Origin of the sequence: Vibrio sp. SCSIO 43140 (assembly GCF_023716585.1) — a bacterium.
Lineage (GTDB): Bacteria > Pseudomonadota > Gammaproteobacteria > Enterobacterales > Vibrionaceae > Vibrio > Vibrio maritimus_B.
In genome coordinates this window covers 2697616-2717461 of record NZ_CP071850.1, presented here as the reverse complement: position 1 = coordinate 2717461, position 19846 = coordinate 2697616, and the positions used below count along the sequence as shown (strand labels likewise).

Annotated in this window: 15 protein-coding genes; 8 read left to right on the top strand and 7 right to left on the bottom strand. The window is 44.4% G+C overall.

Going from position 1 to position 19846, the window contains the following annotated elements; genetic code table 11:
* Positions 1-183: 183 nt before the first annotated feature.
* Positions 184-990 carry an exodeoxyribonuclease III gene (gene xthA / locus J4N45_RS13070; protein ID WP_252011715.1) on the top strand — a complete coding sequence of 269 codons (807 nt, stop codon included), beginning with the start codon at positions 184-186 and terminating at the stop codon, positions 988-990.
* Between the two features lie 108 nt (positions 991-1098).
* Here the strand turns inward: xthA and J4N45_RS13065 are convergent, their stop codons facing one another.
* A complete protein-coding gene (locus tag J4N45_RS13065; protein WP_252011713.1) occupies positions 1099-2130 on the bottom strand; it encodes a porin in 1032 nt (343 codons plus the stop codon).
* Between the two features lie 684 nt (positions 2131-2814).
* On the opposite strand from J4N45_RS13065, the gene J4N45_RS13060 reads away from it, so the two are divergent.
* The gene (locus J4N45_RS13060) at positions 2815-3018 is read left to right on the top strand and encodes a hypothetical protein (RefSeq protein WP_042471982.1); all 204 of its coding nucleotides are present in this window, start codon (positions 2815-2817) and stop codon (positions 3016-3018) included.
* A gap of 81 nt (positions 3019-3099) precedes the next feature.
* On the opposite strand, the gene J4N45_RS13055 is transcribed toward J4N45_RS13060, so the two are convergent.
* The 5 genes from J4N45_RS13055 to J4N45_RS13035 form a co-directional block, all read right to left on the bottom strand.
* Positions 3100-3780, bottom strand: coding sequence for an ABC transporter permease (locus J4N45_RS13055; protein WP_042471980.1), 681 nt, complete (start codon positions 3778-3780; stop codon positions 3100-3102).
* Positions 3781-3783: 3 nt separating this feature from the next.
* A complete protein-coding gene (locus tag J4N45_RS13050; RefSeq protein ID WP_042471976.1) occupies positions 3784-4524 on the bottom strand; it encodes an ABC transporter permease in 741 nt (246 codons plus the stop codon).
* Between the two features lie 121 nt (positions 4525-4645).
* A complete protein-coding gene (gene aotJ / locus J4N45_RS13045; RefSeq protein ID WP_252011711.1) occupies positions 4646-5416 on the bottom strand; it encodes an L-arginine-binding protein AotJ in 771 nt (256 codons plus the stop codon).
* Positions 5417-5507: 91 nt separating this feature from the next.
* Entirely contained in the window at positions 5508-6278 is a 771-nt protein-coding gene (locus J4N45_RS13040) for an ABC transporter ATP-binding protein (protein WP_234495581.1), read from the bottom strand.
* 445 nt (positions 6279-6723) lie between these two features.
* Entirely contained in the window at positions 6724-8217 is a 1494-nt protein-coding gene (locus J4N45_RS13035; protein ID WP_252011708.1) for a hypothetical protein, read from the bottom strand.
* A 427-nt stretch (positions 8218-8644) separates the two neighbouring features.
* On the opposite strand from J4N45_RS13035, the gene J4N45_RS13030 reads away from it, so the two are divergent.
* The 3 genes from J4N45_RS13030 (at position 8645) to J4N45_RS13020 (ending at position 13937) form a co-directional block, all read left to right on the top strand.
* Positions 8645-10192 carry a DUF3360 family protein gene (locus J4N45_RS13030; RefSeq protein ID WP_252011706.1) on the top strand — a complete coding sequence of 516 codons (1548 nt, stop codon included), beginning with the start codon at positions 8645-8647 and terminating at the stop codon, positions 10190-10192.
* A gap of 261 nt (positions 10193-10453) precedes the next feature.
* On the top strand, positions 10454-12730 hold the full coding sequence (pflB, locus tag J4N45_RS13025; protein ID WP_252011704.1) for a formate C-acetyltransferase: 2277 nt from the start codon (positions 10454-10456) through the stop codon (positions 12728-12730).
* 226 nt (positions 12731-12956) lie between these two features.
* Positions 12957-13937, top strand: a complete 981-nt coding sequence (locus J4N45_RS13020; RefSeq protein WP_252011702.1) for a lipid A deacylase LpxR family protein — start codon at positions 12957-12959, stop codon at positions 13935-13937.
* A 58-nt stretch (positions 13938-13995) separates the two neighbouring features.
* Here the strand turns inward: J4N45_RS13020 and J4N45_RS13015 are convergent, their stop codons facing one another.
* On the bottom strand, positions 13996-15876 hold the full coding sequence (locus J4N45_RS13015) for a methyl-accepting chemotaxis protein (protein ID WP_252011700.1): 1881 nt from the start codon (positions 15874-15876) through the stop codon (positions 13996-13998).
* Positions 15877-16148: 272 nt separating this feature from the next.
* On the opposite strand from J4N45_RS13015, the gene pflA reads away from it, so the two are divergent.
* The 3 genes from pflA (at position 16149) to J4N45_RS13000 (ending at position 19778) form a co-directional block, all read left to right on the top strand.
* Positions 16149-16889 carry a pyruvate formate lyase 1-activating protein gene (gene pflA, locus J4N45_RS13010; protein ID WP_042471961.1) on the top strand — a complete coding sequence of 247 codons (741 nt, stop codon included), beginning with the start codon at positions 16149-16151 and terminating at the stop codon, positions 16887-16889.
* A 168-nt stretch (positions 16890-17057) separates the two neighbouring features.
* On the top strand, positions 17058-17558 hold the full coding sequence (locus J4N45_RS13005; protein WP_042471957.1) for a YfbU family protein: 501 nt from the start codon (positions 17058-17060) through the stop codon (positions 17556-17558).
* 285 nt (positions 17559-17843) lie between these two features.
* Positions 17844-19778: a PrkA family serine protein kinase gene (locus J4N45_RS13000; protein WP_042501888.1), complete on the top strand. Its 1935-nt coding sequence runs from the start codon at positions 17844-17846 to the stop codon at positions 19776-19778.
* The last annotated feature ends 68 nt before the right edge of the window (positions 19779-19846 follow it).

Here is a 19846-nt window from a genome sequence, read left to right as displayed (position 1 = left end):
AACAGAGAGCACATATTGTTTTTGTATCGACCAGAAGTCGTAATTATTGAGCGTTTTATTACATCATTTTTACATCTTTCGCTCAACCCAGATCTGCCCTAACTTGGGGTTATAGATGGATGTAATTGAGACACAGTGCTAGTATTTTGCTTTCGATTTTAAAAATCACAGGATTAGTGAGAAATGAAAGTCATCAGCTTTAATATCAATGGTCTGCGTGCGCGTCTGCATCAACTACAAGCTCTTATCGACAAGCATCAACCGGATGTCATTGGTCTACAAGAAATCAAAGTTCACGATGAAGCCTTCCCGGTCGAAGCCGTCGAAGAGATGGGCTACAAAGTCTACTTCCATGGTCAAAAGGCGCACTACGGTGTAGCCATGCTTTGCAAGAAAGAACCTATCTCAGTTCAAAAAGGTTTTCCCACCGACAATGAAGACCATCAGAAGCGAATGATCATGGCGACGTTTGAAGATGACAACGGCGAAAAGGTGACGGTGCTTAACGGCTACTTCCCTCAAGGTGACAATATCGCCCACGAGACTAAGTACCCTTACAAGCGTGAGTTCTACCAAGACTTGATGACGTACCTTAACGAGCACCATACCAATGATGAGCAAGTCATTGTCATGGGTGACATCAACATCAGCCCTATCGACTTAGACATCGGTATCGGTGAGCCAAACCGTAAACGCTGGCTGAAAACAGGTAAATGTTCATTCCAACCTGAAGAACGCGAGTGGTTAAAAACGCTACTCGATTGGGGCTTCGTTGACACCTTCCGTCAACTTCACCCAGATGTCGACGACAAATTCTCGTGGTTTGATTATCGCTCTCGTGGCTTTGACGATAACCGCGGACTACGTATTGATGTTATTTTGGCGACGCCTAAGCTTGCGGAAAAATGCATTGAATCTGATGTTGATTATGAACTGCGCGGTATTGAAAAGCCTTCTGATCACGCTCCGATTTGGTCAACGTTCAATTAATAGCCAATTTATTCTTTCGAATTAATTGGTTTTCAATAAATAGAAAGAAGGCCGGACAGTGTCGGCCTTCTTATTAAATATGAGATTTAAAGACTTATTGCTGGTTTATTACCAGTATACGCGGAAACCAACCGCACCATTGAAGTCACCATCAACGATTTGTGCTTCAAATTCTTTGTCAGCGCCCTTAGAGTAACCACCTAGCGTTGTACCGTCAGCGTATTGACCTTCAATCCAGATACGAGACCAGCTGTTTAGGTGATATACGATACCAGCGTATAGGTTTTTACTGTTGTCAGATGCGTTCGTTACACCGATTGCAAGAAGCTCATCAAGTGCATCGTGCTTAACGTATTCAAAACCAGCATAAATAGTAGCATTGTCTTGGATATCGTAGTTAGCCGCTACGCTGAACGCGTCTTCTTTGATTTTTAGTACTTGGTTTTTGTACTCAGCGTTGTAGTAAGTTGCTTGAACATAAGATTTCTCAAACGTATAACCTACAGAACCAGTGTATGCTGTTGATTCTAGTTTACCAACGCCAGACTCTTCGTCTTTGTCCGTTGCACCACCTAGAATAAAGTCAAAGTCACCAAAGTTTGCGCTACCAAAAAGCTGGGCTGTGCTTGGCGCTGAGTTATTCTCATCTAGGCCGTAACCTGCGCCGATAGAGAAGTTTTCACCGTCAAACGCGTACTTAATGTAGTTGTCGTGTTTGAACGAAGCACTCGCTAGGTAACGAATACCTGAGCCGCCAAACCAGTAAGAGAAATCTGCACCGTAGAAATCATCCTGAGTGGTGTATTGACGACCTAGAGATACTTTACCCCAGTCACCGCCGAAACCTGCGTAGTGGAGACGACCTGCAACTTCACCGTTGCCTGGTAGACCAAATTCAACTAGACCGTGAACGTATAGATCATCGCTAACGTTGTATTTAGCGTTGATACCACCACGAGAACCAGATGTATTTAGGTTCGTAGTACGTGTGTCAGTTTCTGAATCATTAACACTTGTTAATTCAGTACGAATCTGACCATAGAATTCTGCAGAACCTTCTTCAGATTTGAATATTTCTGCTGCGTTTGCACCTGTAACAAATAGAGTCGGCAATACCACTGCCAATAATGTCTTTTTCATATAATTCACTTTATTAATTATCAATCCATTGTGGTCCAACCCTGGACCGCAATGAAATACTAATTTTTATGTTTTTTTAGGTCAATATGAAACTGGCTAGAACAATAGTCATACAAAACACAGCAAAAGTGAATAATTATACAAGACAGCAGACAATAAAAGCGACAGATGAATAACACTAGCCAAAAGTTAACATTTGGTATGAAAACGACGATTTTTACATCTATTTGGCGATAAATCCCACCAAAATCCCTACAATTGACATATAACATCATAGTAACATACCCGTTCATTATGTTATAAACAGACACATCTACAGAATTTTTTAACATAAGGTCAAATAATCAACAATAAATAAGCATGGTGATTTTTTGGAAATTCATCACTAGTTAAAATAGCGAATAATTATTGGATTAAAAAAATATAAACAATGTGATCTTTCGAACAAAATTTGGGCTGTTTATATTTTTTGATTCGCTTTTATATGGCCATTTTGACTTAATTCCATTGCGTTTTTATTTCCCAGCTTCATTTAATTCAGCTTTAAATGATCGGTTTCGAGCGGGATACTCGTATACAAGGCTGGCTAAAAGTTATGGAAATGGTCAAACTAGACGGCTCGGTTTTCGTGAGCTAGATTTTAAGTAGCCTTTTCGAGGCTTAATTGATTTGAGAGGATGTCGAATGAAAGTGAAATTATTTATAGGCGCGATGAGCCTTGTTTTCGCAATGGGTACTGCAAACGCTAGCAGCGATACCTTTGACAGTACTATCATCACACCACCGACGCTAAACAGTAACGCAGGCGAGCACAATGATAGGCGTAACTGCCAGCTAGCTAAGCGACGTGGCCAAGAGCTTCCAAATTACTGCTCTATTTATATGTGATTACACACTCTCAATGGAGCCATGATTGGCTCGTTTTCATTGCTACAACGAAAAACCCCCTCGCGTTGGAGGGGGTTTGTTTTATCCGTTTAATGGCCTTAGATAAGCAAGGAACCGCTTCTCGGCTTTCTTGAAGCACCACAGTATTATGAATGTCAGTGCCATGTAGAACAGACCTGCCGCTAGGAATGACTCGAAAGGTGCGTAATATCGCGAGTTCACGAGTCGCGCAGCACCGGTCAAATCCATAATGGTGACAATCCCCGCTACAGCAGAGCCATGAAGCATGAAAATTACTTCATTACTGTAAGCTGGTAGTGCTCTTCTAAGCGCAGAAGGAAGTATGATGCGACGATAGGTTTTCCATGTGCTCATGCCAAATGCTTTTGCCGCTTCAACTTCACCTTTTGGTAATCCGTTAATCGCGCCGCGTATGATCTCTGCGGTATACGCTGAGGTATTGAGAACAAACGCCACTAATGCACAGAACCAAGCGTTTTCCCACAATGTATCTTTAACTGGGAAAAACTGATCCATACCGTAGTAAATAAGGTACAGCTGTACCAGCAACGGTGTGCCGCGGAAAAAGTAGATAAAGCCCCACGACGGTAAACTAAACAGGTAATTGGTGCTATTACGAGCAACTGCTAGTGGTATCGCTACACACAGACCAATAATTAGAGCGGTCGCGACTAACCACATCGTCGTCCACAAGCCATCGAAGTAGATGGGTAAGCTATCTATAATTAACGAAAAATCCATAGCTTACCTCACATGAATACTGAATTTGCGTTCAACAAGCTTAAGTAAACCGGTTGAAACACTGGTGAAGATTAAGAAGATAATGGACACCGCCATGTAAAAGGTAAATGGCATCTTAGTCGTACCTGCGGCCAGAGAGCTCACACGTACCATATCTTCCAAGCCAATAATTGACACTAGTGCAGTTGTTTTAAGCAGTACCAACCAGTTGTTACCAAACCCTGGAAGAGCATGACGAATCATTTGCGGAAGCAAGATTCGACGAAACGCTAACGTTGAGCTCATACCATAAGCTTTTGCCGCTTCCATTTCACCCTTATCCACGGCCATGATCGCACCACGGAAAGTCTCTGCCATGTATGCACCGAAGATGAAACCAATTGTCAGTACACCAGCAATAAATGGCGATACATCAATGTAGTCTGGAAGGTAAGAAGTCCATTCGTGATTTGGGTTGCTCGAAGCAAACCACTCATTCAACCACTCGTTTGTCGCGTACAAACTGTTGTTGAGAAGAATCTGTCCGCCGAAAAAGATCAGCATCATGAGCACGAGGTCTGGAATGCCTCGAATGATAGTCGTATAGAGGGTCGCAATCGCGCGAGCCCATTTGTAGGGTGCTAATTTTGCAAGCGCACCTAACATACCAAGCACCATAGCGAGGATCAGTGATAACACCGCCACTTCTATAGTGAGTACGGCCCCTTTGAGAATTGAGGCTTCATATCCTTGTAAATCGAGCATAGTTCCTTCCAACAGCACAGCAAAATTGTTGGTCAGTCTTACCAAAAGACCTGTGACCCGCCTTTTAGTAAAAAGGGCTTGAGACTAGCTCAAGCCCTCGTGTTTTCATTCAGCGATCAGATTATTGACCGTAAACGTCGTAGTTGAAGTACTTAGACGCAATTTCGTCGTACTTGCCACTTGCACGCAGTGAAGTGATTGCAGCGTCAAGTTGCTTCGTTAGGTCTTTGTCTTGCTTGCGTACCGCAATACCCATACCTTCACCGAACCATTTCGCATCAGTTAGAGAAGGACCAACGAACTCGTATGCATCGCCACCGTCTTTGTTGATCACACCCTCTTCTAGAGCTGATGCATCACCAAGTACTGCTGCGATACGACCGTTTGCTAGGTCAAGGTAAGCTTCGTCGAAAGAACCGTAACGTACGATTTCTACTTGATCGCCGTAGTTATCAGTTAGGTATTTGTCGTGAGTAGTCGCACGTTGTACACCGATCTTCGCACCGCTTAGGTTGTCGAAGTCTAGACCTGCGCCTTTCTTAGCGATGAATTTGTTAGGGATTTGAGCGTACTTACCAGTGAAGTCAACTTTCTTCTTACGCTCTTCAGTGATAGACATCGCAGCGATGATTGCATCGTATTTACGCGCTAGAAGAGAAGGAATGATGCCATCCCAGTCTTGAGGAACGATCACACATTTCGCTTTTAGCTCTTCACAAAGAGCGTTCGCCATATCAACGTCGAAACCTTTTAGAGAACCGTCGGCCTCTGTCCAACTAAATGGAGGGTATGCACCTTCAATACCAAAGCGCACTGTCTTCCATTCCTTAGCTTGTGCTACTCCAGTTGCCGCTGTTGCAGCAAGTGCTGCTACCATTAACCACTTTTTCATTTCCATACTCCTGTGATTGAAATTTTTTGTTTTTTTGAATGTTGTGTTTTTAGATTTCTAAGGTCGAAACCCCAGATAGCCACCCACTATATTAGTAGATAGATGAGATAAATTGCTGTAAACGTTCTGATTCTGGGTTAGTGAACAGTTTTGCAGGATCGCCCTGCTCTTCTACTCGGCCTTGGTGCAAGAACATGACGTGGTTAGAAACATCACGAGCAAACGCCATTTCATGGGTTACCACCAGCATCGTTCTGCCCTCTTCGGCCAGATCTTGCATGACGCCGAGAACTTCACCCACCAACTCAGGGTCGAGTGCAGATGTTGGTTCATCGAATAGCATCACTTCAGGCTCAACCGCCAGCGCTCGCGCAATAGCAGCACGTTGCTGCTGACCACCGGACAAGTGTCCTGGGTAGTAATCACGACGCTCGTACAAGCCCACCTTCTTAAGTAGAAGCTCTGCATTTTCGATAGCCTGCGCCTTCGGCACGCCAAGAACGTGGATCGGTGCTTCAATGATGTTCTCTAGAACCGTCATGTGCGACCAAAGATTAAACCCTTGAAAAACCATTGCTAAACGAGAACGGATTCGTTGAACTTGCTTTTCATTGGCAGGAAGTGATTCACCCTGACGGTTTTTCTTCATTTCGATCAATTCACCATTGACCCAAATTTCACCCTCAGTAGGCGTTTCTAGTAGGTTGATACAACGTAGAAAGGTACTTTTACCAGAACCAGATGAGCCAATAATTGAGATGACATCACCTTTGTGTGCAGCGAGGGAAATTCCCTTCAAAACTTCATTTTGACCAAAGGTCTTGTGCAGCTCTTTTATGTCCAGCGCGGGTACATCATTCATGCGCTTGTGCTCCCTGTATATTATTGACTGCTAAGCCTATTTGATAGGCAAAAGGTACTCCGACCTTTTATTTGTTCGATACAAGCTAGCACTAGAATGTATAACTTGCAACAAACTATTAACCTGTTTTTGTTGACTACGCAGGCATTGTATCTGACAAATTATGCAATTTGAAGTTTTTATCGCTGTAAAATGTGAATAAACTTTACTGAATGCTGCACATTTAGTCATTGGTGATTTTTTGTTCTTTAGTGCTCTTTATTGCATCTTTGTTACGAGAGCAGGCTCTATTTTAGTTAGATCTTCTGGTTGAAGATGACTTATCAGTGAATAAGACCAACTTATAGGTCATTAGCAAATATAATGGGCTAGTTGAGTTTTTTGATAGTTAGATCAAAAAAGCCCCTCATGCAGAACATGAGAGGCTTTTCGATAACGATAAAGACTAGTTGTTTTTGTCAGTGACGAACGAATAGCGACTACTCATTAGAGAAATGTCTTCTTTTAAAGCAGCCGTAGGCAAGACAACTCTGCCGTTAAAATCTGAAAAGCTTTCATTTCCTACATTAACATTGTCCTGCATATCCAAAGAGTTTTTCATCAGATAAGCAGCATACTCAGCATCTGTATTTTTCTTAGTAGAAACTTGCATCAGGCCAATCTCAACGACATCTGTTGTATTAAGAGCTGGGCTGACAACTTCACTGGCGCTTTCCAAAATAACTTGGTTGTTGCTAGGCAGGCTATAAATTGATTGATAGAAGTTCTTGTTTTCGTCCGTCTTGGTTCTAATTGCTGTTCTCTGGTAAGAGAAGTCAGTAGCAACATAAGATGAGGAGTTAACACAATACCAACCGCTGCAGTTAGCGATCGAAGTACCTGTAAAGTCAGTGACGTTTGGAGTGGAGATAGTAATGCTTTCGGCGGAAACTGGGTACATACCCACGTAACTCCAATCGGAAGTCGTCTTACCGAAAATCTCAGCAGCCCAGTTGCTCAGGCGAGACTCTGTCGCCACATACGAAAAATCCGTAACTTGATCACTAATTGGTTGCCATGAGTAGATTTCGTTGTCGAGAACTACATTCACTCTACTCTCATCATTCAAAACGACATTGCTGTTAGTTAAAGAATATTTAACAACATCAGTACTTGTCAGTTCCCTGATAGGTTTCGGGCTTGGTGGCATTGTTTTATCGTATACGTCAGAGCTACTTAAAATGCCGTAATGTGTCAAATTGCTTAGCTTACTTCCTGTTGGTGAGTATGCCGTCACAAGCTTGCTCTCCAATGCAGGCAAGCCAGAAACTACCTGTAGATCAATCGCGTTGGTTCCTACGGCAGTTCTATTTGAAGATGCGCTAGTTTGATAGTGCGTTGCTCCTGATCCTGTCGCAGCTACCGCCACAACAGCATCTGTATTTGAGTTATCTTCTAGAGCCCACTCTCCGCGATAGCAACTGTTGCTACTAGGTTGCTCACTTCGAATCGCAACCGTTAAATTTTGCATAAGTGGTTTCTGAACCCCAAAAATGTATGACTCGCGTTCGCCTGACACTAGACCACTTAACTCTTCAAGAGCGACATACCCATTTTCCGTAATACTGTCTTTCTTTATAGATACGATGCCAGTACTTGGGATATCTTCAATCGTTTTCTCTGTCTCAACACGTCCATTCTCATCATGGAATAGAATTCTGAAGTTTCTATCCGCTACGCGGGCTGCAATAACATTGCCATCAATAGTCTCATCGTTTGCAAATATAGCGCAGCCACTTGAAACCTTGGATCTTTCAACGCTGTATAGATCTACAATTTGCCATTTGTAAACAGTAGATGCCGGAGGCGGAGTAGAACTACCGCCACCACCGCCGCCACCACAACCAATCATGGCACCTGAAATTGCTGCTACTAGTGGCAACATTACTGCTTTTTTCATTGTTACATTCCTAATTCATGTCCTGGCGGCAAAGTGTTGCCACTCTCTCTCAATTGATGAAGATGTTGCAAACTCTAAGCCAAGTTTTTTGACTCCCATTCAAAATGTGGATTCAACTTCTGAATGTAATTGGAATGTAGTTTTAATTACTGAAAGTCAGTTACGGCGATTGTTAATAAAGTGCGCTATTTCAAACAACTGTTGTAGTTTTCTTTCACAATTTTTCTTAAAGTGATCAAGATCAATCAAGGTCTTACTGTTGCTTGTTAGACTCGGCTGCATTGATATAGCACGAATTATTCACCCGATTTTTAGAATGTTGTCTATCCTTAGCACGTTAACCACGTGCACCTCCTAGCCGAGGCAATCGGTGACTTCAGTTCGTATATCAAGCCAAACGACTAACTTTTATATATATGAGGAATCTATGTCAGACGCAGTTAACAAAGCGCATTCTGATTCGGATATCGAGACTAAGAGCTATCAAGAGCTTCACCGTCCAGCATCTGAGTTTGCCAGCCGCTCTGAATACCTAGACCACGAACTTCAAATCATGAAACCGCGCCGCTATGGTTTAAACCTACCGGGTCGCGACTTCCGTTTTGAACTAGAAGATTTGGTACCTGCTCTTGCTGGTACTATCGGCATTATCGCAATGTACTCAGCGGTAATGATGTCATGGGCAGACGGTCTAACCGCTGCTTGGGATCACGTAAACCTTGGTAAAGAGTTTGCTATCGAGGTAGCGCGTGTAGAAATGCTTATCCCAGCGCTTCTATTCTGTGTTCTTGCATCTGGTTTCATCAACCCTAGAGCTAACCTTGCCGGTAACCACGGCCCGATGATCCCACTTATCGGTTCTATCGCGCTTGCAGGTGCTCACCCTCTTGCTCTTGCCATCCTTCTTGGTGTATTCGGTCTATTGCTAAGTTACTTTAAAGGTGGCTCTAAGCTGGTAAACCTCACCTCTCAAGGTACCGCGGGCGGTCTCTTAATATTCCTAGGCTTTACTGGCACCATGAGCCAAATTGGCTCGATTCAAGAGTGGGCAGTAGGTCTACAATCTGCAAACGTTGAAGCAGGCAGCATGGGCTACGTTGGTCTAGTTGTACTTGGTATCAACATCGCGGTTTATGCTTACCTAGCGAAGATCAACATGCGTTGGTTGGCTATCCCAGTGTGTGCGGTAACGGGTCTTCTTCTGGCTCTTGGTCTAGGCGCTGGTTTCGACTTAACGTTCGAAACTGAAATGGGTCTTCCAAACCTAAACCCAGTTTACTGGTGGGGCAGCACAGAGCAAGGTTGGATGCTTGGTCTTCCTAATCTTCAACACTTCATTGCTTCTCTACCGTTTGCAATCCTAGCGGTTGCGATGTGGTCTCCAGACTTCCTTGGTCACCGTATCTTCCAAGAGCTGAACTACCCACGTAAGACTGAAAAAGTTCTGATGGACGTAGATGACACTATGACTATGTGTTCTGTACGTCAGATGGTTGGTACTGCAGTTGGTGGTGGTAACATCACATCTTCTTGGGGTACGTACATGATCCCAGCTGCAATCGCTAAGCGTCCTATCCCAGCGGGTGCGATTCTACTTGGTTCTCTATGTATCATCGTTGCTATTCTTGGCTTCCCAATGGATGTTGCGGTATGGCCACCAGTAATGCGCGTTGCTCTTCTGGTAGGTGTATTCCTTCCTCTACTTGAAGCGGGTATGCAGATGGTTAAAGAGACAAAAGATTCACAAGCTGCAGGTATCTGTATCTTTGCATCAGTAGTAGCGAACCCAGTACTTGCTTGGGCTCTGACTATGTTCTTAGACAATAATGGTCTAATTGGTGACAAAGAGCGTGCTTCTCGTCTATCTTTTGTAGATAAGATTGTCATCCCAGTTGGCGTATTCGTAGTCTGCCTAGTAGCGATGCTCGCTGTAGGTATGCTTGAAGGACAGTATGGAATCCCAGCTTTCCTATAATACCTAGTTGATTATTTGGGCAGTGACATTCACTGCCCAAATTTTTATCACACTTTTTTAAGATTTATTGATTTAGTTTAAGTTTTACAATTTATTTTTAGTGTAGGCTTGATTTTAACGTCAGGAATGACAATATCTATAACCATACTAACCATAAGTGGTTATACGATATTTTTATTCAATGGTACTGGCTCTTCCTCCGAGGAGCATGCGTATAAGACGCACAGTACGTGTTTTTTCTACTAAAAAGGTAGGTATGTCATGGCAGAGCAATTTGCTAAAGCTTGGGAAGGTTTTGCTGCAGGTGACTGGCAAAACGAAGTAAACGTACGTGACTTCATTCAGAAGAACTACACTCCTTATGAAGGCGACGAGTCTTTCCTAGTTTCTGAAGGTACTGAAGCGACTAACACGCTTTGGGCTAAAGTAATGGAAGGTATCAAGCAGGAAAACAGCACTCACGCTCCTGTTGATTTCGATACTTCTGTTATCTCTACCATCACTTCACATGATGCGGGCTACATCAACAAAGACCTAGAAACAATCGTTGGTCTACAAACTGAAGCGCCTCTTAAGCGTGCAATCATGCCTAACGGCGGCGTGCGCATGATCGAAGGTTCTTGTAAAGCATACGGCCGTACGCTTGACCCACAAGTTTCTAAAATCTACTCAGAGTACCGTAAAACACACAACCAAGGTGTTTTCGATGTTTACTCTCCAGACATCCTAAAATGTCGTAAGTCTGGTGTTCTGACTGGTCTTCCAGATGCATACGGTCGTGGTCGTATCATCGGTGACTACCGTCGTGTAGCACTGTACGGTGTAGACTTCCTAATGAAGGACAAAGTTGCTCAGTTCCACTCTACTCAAGAGAAACTAGAAGCTGGCGACGATCTACAAATGACTATGCAGCTGCGCGAAGAGCTTCAAGAGCAACACCGCGCGCTAGGTCAACTAAAAGAAATGGCAGCTTCTTACGGCTTCGACATTTCTGGTCCTGCGACTACTGCACAAGAAGCAATCCAGTGGACTTACTTCGGTTACCTAGCTGCTGTTAAATCTCAAAACGGCGCGGCTATGTCTCTAGGTCGTACTTCTACTTTCCTAGACGTGTACGTTGAGCGTGATATCGCTGCTGGCATCATCACTGAAGAACAAGCTCAGGAAATGATCGACCACTTCGTAATGAAGCTACGTATGGTTCGCTTCCTACGTACTCCTGAGTACGATGAGCTATTCTCTGGCGACCCAATCTGGGCAACAGAATCTATGGGTGGTATGGGTGTTGACGGTCGTACGCTTGTTACGCGTACAAACTTCCGTTTCCTAAACACGCTATACACTATGGGTCCTTCTCCAGAGCCAAACATCACTGTACTTTGGTCTGAGCAGCTACCTGACGGCTTCAAGAAGTTCTGTGCGAAGGTATCTATCGATACTTCTTCTATCCAGTACGAGAACGATGACCTAATGCGTCCAGATTTCAACAACGATGACTACGCTATCGCTTGTTGTGTATCTCCAATGGTTATCGGTAAGCACATGCAGTTCTTCGGCGCTCGTGCAAACCTAGCTAAGACTCTACTTTACGTTATCAACGGCGGTGTAGATGAGAAGCTTAAGATCCAAGTTGGTCCTAAGACTGAAGCAATGACTGACGAAGTTCTAGACTTCGACAAAGTTTGGGCTGGTCTAGACAACTTCATGGATTGGCTAGCTAAACAGTACGTGACTGCGCTAAACGCAATCCACTACTCTCACGACAAGTACAGCTACGAAGCAGCGCTTATGGCTCTACATGACCGTGACGTACGTCGTACAATGGCTTGTGGTATCGCTGGTCTATCTGTTGCAGCTGACTCTCTATCTGCAATCAAATACGGTACAGTTAAGCCAATCCGTGACGAAGACGGCATCGCGATCGACTTCGACATCTCTGGCGACTACCCGAAATTTGGTAACAACGACGCTCGCGTTGATGATATGGCTTGTGAACTTGTTACTATCTTCATGAACAAGATCCGTAAGCTTAAGACTTACCGTGATGCAGTACCTACACAGTCTATCCTGACTATCACTTCAAACGTGGTATACGGTAAGAAGACTGGTACTACACCAGACGGTCGTAAAGCAGGTGCTCCATTCGCTCCAGGTGCAAACCCAATGCACGGTCGCGATGAGAAAGGTGCTGTAGCTTCTCTTACTTCTGTAGGTAAACTACCGTTTGCTGACGCTAAAGATGGTATCTCTTACACCTTCTCTATCGTACCAAACGCACTAGGTAAAGAAGAAGATTCACAACGTTCTAACCTTGCTGGCCTAATGGATGGTTACTTCCACCACGAAACTGGCATCGAAGGTGGTCAACACCTAAACGTGAACGTTCTTAACCGCGAAACTCTAGAAGACGCAGTTAAGCACCCTGAGAAATACCCTCAGCTAACAATCCGTGTATCTGGTTACGCTGTTCGCTTTAACTCTCTAACTGCAGAGCAACAAGCTGACGTAATCGCACGTACGTTCACTGAATCTCTATAATCTAGAATTATACTGATTTAGATAAAAACCTCGCTTCGGCGAGGTTTTTTTATGGCTGTACAAAATGCGAGCAGAAGATTCTCATTGGTTAAGGATTATTTACAATTTCCCTACATTGCAGATACTTTATCGCTCATTGATCACTGACTTGCCCTTCTCAAACGTGTCAAACTCGTCTTAACTGAAAACATCTCTACTAGCCGTATTTGAAGAGAGTTGATATAAAATGAAGATCCCATTTGTAATACCTCTGCTTATCGCCAGCAGTTGTGCCTTCGCTTCAGAGCGTTCCACCCTCTCCTTTTCACTGGATAATGACGGTATTTGGGGTACCGACGAAGACTACACGAACGGAATCTTCCTCTCCTACACGAGTGGTGCCATCACGCCTTGGACGATTTTCAGACCACTAAGTCTCTCTTATTGGGGAGCGTCTTCGCTCGACAAGGTTGAATTCCAACTCGGTCATAAGATGTGGACGCCCTCTGATATTGAAGCTGAAGTCCCAATCGCCAACGACCGCCCTTACGCCGGCTATTTTCACGGTGAGCTAAATTACATTAGCTTGCACCCACAGCAAGCACAGCGATTTAATGTGACGTTGGGGAGTACTGGCGAAGGGTCTTTTGCAGATAAAGCGCAGCAGTTGGTTCATTCAATTGTCGGGTCAGCCGACCCCAAAGGCTGGGCGTATCAAATAGAAGATAAAGTTGTTGGCAGTGTCGGTTACCTAACACATCTCAATTTGCAGCGAGAGCCTTTGTTTGGCAACACCGGTTGGGAGGTTTCTAATGTCACTGAGGCAAACTTAGGCAACTTTAGAAGTGATGTCTCTACCGGGATGATGTTTCGATTTGGCTCTGAGTTAGGCGGCAACTTCGGTTCAGCAAACATCGGCACAGAGAACCCGTTTAAAGCCGGTATGATTGGCGCGTCGAATCAAGGCTGGTTTACTTACTTTGGCGTTAAAGCACGCTATCGATTTAATGACATCACTATAGAGGGCGATCGCCCCGGCATACCAGAGCCAAGCGATGCTTATGATGTCACCCTTCAGCCGATTCAGGGTGAAGCGGTCTTAGGCGCGACATGGTACAACGCTTATGTGGGGATCAACCTCTTTGCTGGCACCAAGTCGGCCGAATATAAAGAAGCACCGAGAAACGTGTACGGAAACGGGGGCATTTCATTGTTTGCCTTCTTTTAAAAACGAAACAGGCACTCTAAAGTGCCTGTTTTGTTATCTACCGGTTTGTTCTTCCTAGCTATGCCGTTTTAAACCTTTCACATTCTTGATAAAGCTCAGTCGAACGCTTATCCACGCCATCACTGGTTTGTTTTAAGCTCTGGCTGCTTATCTCTAGCTCTCCCATAGACTCATTAATTTGCGCCATGTTGCTCGCCATTGATTGAGAGGTCGTGGCTAGCTCTTTCACTGAGGCAAAAATCACCTCTGTCTGTGAACTTGCCTCTTGCGCTTTGTTCATGATCTCTTCGAGCGCCGCTTTCGCTTGATTGCCCTGCTCTCGTCCGGATTGCATTGACGAATCAGACTGAGCAATAAACTGTATCACCTGCGTACTCTCTTGCTTCATGGTATCGATAGTGCCAGATATCTCTTCCACGGCCTGAACCGTTCTTACCGCAAGGCTTCGTACTTCATCCGCAACCACGGCAAAGCCTCGCCCTTGCTCTCCAGCTCGTGCCGCTTCGATAGCAGCATTTAATGCCAGCAAATTGGTCTGCTCTGCAATGCCATTGATGATTTCCATCACGGAGTCAATCTTTTGCGATGCTTGCTCTAGCTGCTCAATATGGGTTGCAGCATCTTCTAGAATCGCGCCCACTTTCTCAAAAGAGGCAATGGTATCTACGATAATCTCGCCGCCCGCTTGCGCTGAGTCTGCCGAGGTTTTACTAATGCTTGCCACATATTCCAGCGACCCTGAGATTTCTTGTGTCGTGACACTGACCTCTTCGGTGGCTGAGGCGAGCAGTTGAGTTTGCTCTATAACTTGGCTCTGATGCTGACGCAATTGATTGATGCCCGTATCTAACTCACCCGAGTTGTTTGATAATTGCTGGCTGTTCACCTTAACACCATCAACCAAGGTACCGAGGTTTTCGCAGCTGACATTAATCGCCTTCTTCAATTGATTAAATTCGTCGCGGGTATTGTTGCTAACAGGAAGTCGAGTCGATAAGTCACCCTTCTCAACTTGTTTTAGCGCATTCAATGTCTGCTTCAATGAACGAGCCAAAGAGACATTCATCGTCAGGAAAATCGCGGTAGTAAAGAGTGCCAAAAGCGCACAAGCAATACCCACTGAGATTTGGGTCATGCTTGAAACTTGGCTCGCGTCTTGATTTAAGGCCTGTGCTTGTTGATTGAGCGCTAGCGCTGCATTGTCGAATGCTGCAAGCGTTGTGGCTTGCGCCTGGTCCAGCTTGTTCTCAAGACCGACTAATGTCCCAGACAGCTCAACGACTCGCGCGAAACCAAGCTCTAATGCTTTCACTTCTTTCTCATACAGTTCAAGCATGGCATAGGAATTTGACGCATTAACAAACCCTGCCAAAGCTCGCTTAAAACCCTTCTCATTCTGTTCATTCGGGTCGATAAGATACTCTTGTAAGCTGGTCACAACTTTCTGAAAGTCCGACGTCAATGTCACCATACCCGTTTCTTTAATAGCGGCATCGATCTTAACGTTGTTTTCTTGAAGCTGCTCGAGCAGGCCATCGTTAACAGAAAAACCGAGTTCTGATTTTAAGGTTAACCAAGGACTCAAGTTAAAGATAAATGACTCAAGTGCTGCTGAGATTGAATCGCTCTCGATCATTAAACCCGCACTGTGCAGTACCGCCAGATCTTGCTCAGCACTGGTTTCTAGCTCATCCATACTGTTTTCAAACGCGTCCATTCCATCAGCGGAAAGTGTGGTACGACGATTGACCGTATCCATCAATAGAACTTGAGTAGATGCAAGGTGAGCACTGGCCTTGTTCATTCCGCTGCTACTGGTAAATTTCTCGTTCAGGCTAGCAAGTGAATTAAAGATAAACAGCACCAAAATGATGAACCCTGACCACAGAGTGAGCATCGAAAATAAGGTTTTTTGTTTTTGTGATAAAGCAACTTCCATGTTTTCCCCTTATAGCGACAAGCGTGTTGGTCTATCGACCAAACAAACTGCGACAATCACAACCAATAAATTTGGTCTAGACTAAGCAAACTAGCAATCTATGTACCACTTACTAATAATATAATTAACAACGCTATAACATTATTACCTCATGAGCAACAGAAGCCGTTTAGTGATCGATACAGACTATGAATGGGAGTCCACTTTTCCTGTCGTAGGGTGTGGTTTTGTAATAAAATGACGGGTAAAAATAAGTTAGTAGAGAAGAGCATATGTCAACAACAGGTCGCATTCACTCATTCGAATCTTGCGGTACCGTCGATGGACCGGGTATTCGTTTTATTGTCTTTATGCAAGGCTGTCTTATGCGCTGCCAGTATTGCCACAACCGCGATACTTGGGATACGCATGACGGCAAAGAAATCAATGTCGATGAGCTAATCAAAGAGGCGAAATCTTACCGCCACTTCATGAATGCGTCTGGCGGTGGTGTGACTTGCTCTGGTGGTGAAGCAATGCTTCAACCAGAATTTGTTCGTGACTTTTTTAGAGCAGCTCAGGCAGAAGGCATCCACACTTGTCTTGATACTAACGGCTACATTCGCAAGCATACTGACGTAGTAGACGAAGTGCTGGAAGCCACCGATCTGGTGATGCTTGATCTTAAACACATGAAAGATGAAATCCACCAAGACTTCATCGGCGTTTCTAACCGTCGCGTTCTCGACTTTGCACGTTACCTGCATAAAATCGGTCAAAAAACCTGGATTCGCTACGTCGTTGTCCCTGGTTATACTGACGATCCAGAAGCGGCTCACATGTTAGGTGAATTCATCAAAGATATGGATAACATCGAGAAAGTTGAACTGCTTCCGTACCACAAACTTGGTGCTCACAAATGGGAAGCACTAGGCTTTGATTATCCGCTTGAAGGCGTTGAGCCACCGAAGAAAGAAGTGATGGATGAAATCCAGAGCATCTTGCTTCAATACACGGATACGGTGAAATACTAGAGCTTGCAATCTGTAAAGCTTTGACACGAAAAAAACGCGCTAGAAGGCGCGTTTTTTGTCATAAATATGTGTTGAGATCATGTTATAAGTCATACATATACTGTTAATCTGTCGATAATTCGTATTCATACATAAACTTATTAGAAAGTATTTAGTGAGGCTCTCAACATGGAAATGACAAACGCTCAACGTCTAATCCTATCTAACCAGTACTACCTGATGGCGAAATTAACGCCAGAAAACGCGGCGAAATACCAGCGTCTTCAGACCATCGTAGAACGTGGCTACGAGCTACAAATGCGTGAGATGAACAAAGAGTTCGGTTGCCTTGTAGAAGATGAGTGTCGCGAAGTTATCGACATCATGGAAATGTATCACGCGATGCAAGAATCAAACAAAATGCTGTCTGAAGAAGACCGTAAAGACGTCGATCAGCGCCGTCTACAGTTCTTGGGCTTTGATATCGCAACTGAAGCACAGTTAGTGAACTATGTTCGCTTCCTAGTGGACTCAGAAGGTCTGTACCCTCAGTTCGACAAGGGTGACCACCACTTCAATAGCCATGTTCCAATGCTAGACAAATATCGTCGCATGCTGGTTACCTGGAGAAACTGCCCACGTCAATATCACCTATCAAGTGCAGAATTCCGCCAGATTTTTAACGCTTAAGACGTTTTTGAAACGGCTGTAGTCGTATTTTATGAAGAATGCCCGCCAATTTGAGCGGGTATTTTTTTGAGATTTTTTTTCTCATTGCACGGTCATCTCCCATAGTTAGGACTTACGTACTATTAGTGAGACTAGGGTGATTTTTCCTGCTATCACAAAGGGACTTTGTAAATAAATGCATAATTGTTAAGCATTAATCTGAAAACCCTACTAGTCTTTAAATTGACATGGAGTCGCATTGTATATGTGTTGACAGTCAGCTTTGCAGGTTAAGGGGAATCAGCTATGAGTATTTTCGATCATTATCAAACGCGTTATGAAGCCGCAAAAGATGAAGAGTTATCAATCCAGGAATTCTTAGCTCTATGTAAAGACGATAAAAGTGCCTATGCCAACGCCGCCGAGCGTCTTCTACTCGCTATTGGCGAGCCGGAAGTCATCGACACCGCACAGGATCCGCGCTTGAGTCGTATTTTCTCAAACCGTATTATCTCTCGCTACAAAACGTTCGAAGACTTCTACGGCATGGAAGATGCCATCGAACAAATCGTTTCTTACCTAAAACACGCCGCTCAAGGACTAGAAGAACGCAAACAGATCCTGTATCTACTTGGTCCTGTTGGTGGTGGTAAATCTTCTCTCGCTGAAAAGCTCAAAGCTTTGATGCAGAAGATGCCTATTTATGTGCTTTCCGCTAACGGTGAGCGCAGTCCAGTGAGCGATCACCCGTTCTGTCTGTTCGACGTAAACGAAGATGGCGATCTTCTTAAGAGCGAATATGGTATCGAAAAACGCTACCTACGCTCAATCATGTCGCCATGGGCAGCGAAACGCCTTCATGAGTTCGGTGGTGACATTACCAAATTTAAAGTCGTTAAAGTAAGACCATCGATTCTTGACCAAGTCGCTATCGCTAAGACTGAGCCAGGCGATGAAAACAACCAAGACATTTCTGCATTGGTAGGTAAAGTCGATATTCGTCAATTAGAACACTACTCTCAAGACGACCCAGATGCCTACAGCTACTCTGGTGCACTATGTCGAGCTAACCAAGGCTTGATGGAATTCGTTGAGATGTTTAAAGCGCCGATCAAGGTCCTTCACCCACTACTTACTGCGACCCAAGAAGGTAACTATAACGGTACTGAAGGTCTTTCTGCACTGCCGTTTGATGGCATGATCCTCGCGCACTCGAATGAATCAGAGTGGCAGACATTCCGAAACAACAAAAACAACGAAGCCTTCCTAGACCGTGTTTACATTGTGAAGGTGCCATATTGCTTGCGTGTTTCAGAAGAAGTGAAGATCTACCAGAAGCTCCTTGAAAACAGTGAGTTATCTAAAGCACCTTGCTCACCAAGTACGCTGGAATTACTCGGTCAATTTAGTGTTCTATCGCGCTTGAAAGAACCAGAAAACTCATCACTCTTCTCGAAGATGCGCGTTTATGATGGTGAAACACTGAAAGACACCGATCCTAAAGCGAAGAGCTATCAAGAATACCGTGACTACGCAGGTGTCGATGAGGGCATGTCAGGTCTATCTACCCGTTTCGCGTTCAAGATCCTATCTCGCGTGTTTAACTTCGACCAAACTGAAGTGGCAGCGAACCCGGTTCACCTGTTCTACGTCATCGAACAGCAGATTGAACGTGAGCAGTTCCCTCAAGAAGTTGGGGAGAAGTACCTTGAGTTCTTGAAGGGCTACCTAGTTCCTCGCTACGTTGAGTTCATTGGTAAAGAAATCCAGACTGCGTATTTAGAGTCTTACTCTGAGTACGGCCAGAACATCTTTGACCGCTATGTCACGTACGCCGATTTCTGGATCCAAGACCAAGAGTATCGTGATCCAGAGACTGGCCAGCTATTTGACCGTGCATCGCTCAATGAAGAACTGGAAAAAATTGAGAAGACCGCTGGTATCAGCAACCCGAAAGACTTCCGTAATGAGATTGTAAACTTCGTGCTGCGTGCACGCGCTAACAACAATGGCTCAAACCCTGTTTGGACCAGCTACGAGAAGCTTCGCACCGTTATCGAGAAGAAAATGTTCTCGAACACAGAAGAGCTTCTTCCTGTTATCTCGTTCAATGCGAAAACGTCGTCTGAAGACCAACGCAAACACGATGATTTCGTCAATCGCATGATGGAGAAAGGTTACACCGAGAAACAAGTCAGATTGCTGTCTGAGTGGTACTTGAGAGTTCGTAAATCCTCATAGTACACCTGACTGTTTAGTTGCAGCCCCGAGCGCTTGCTCGGGTGCTGTATGGTGAGGGGAATACAGGG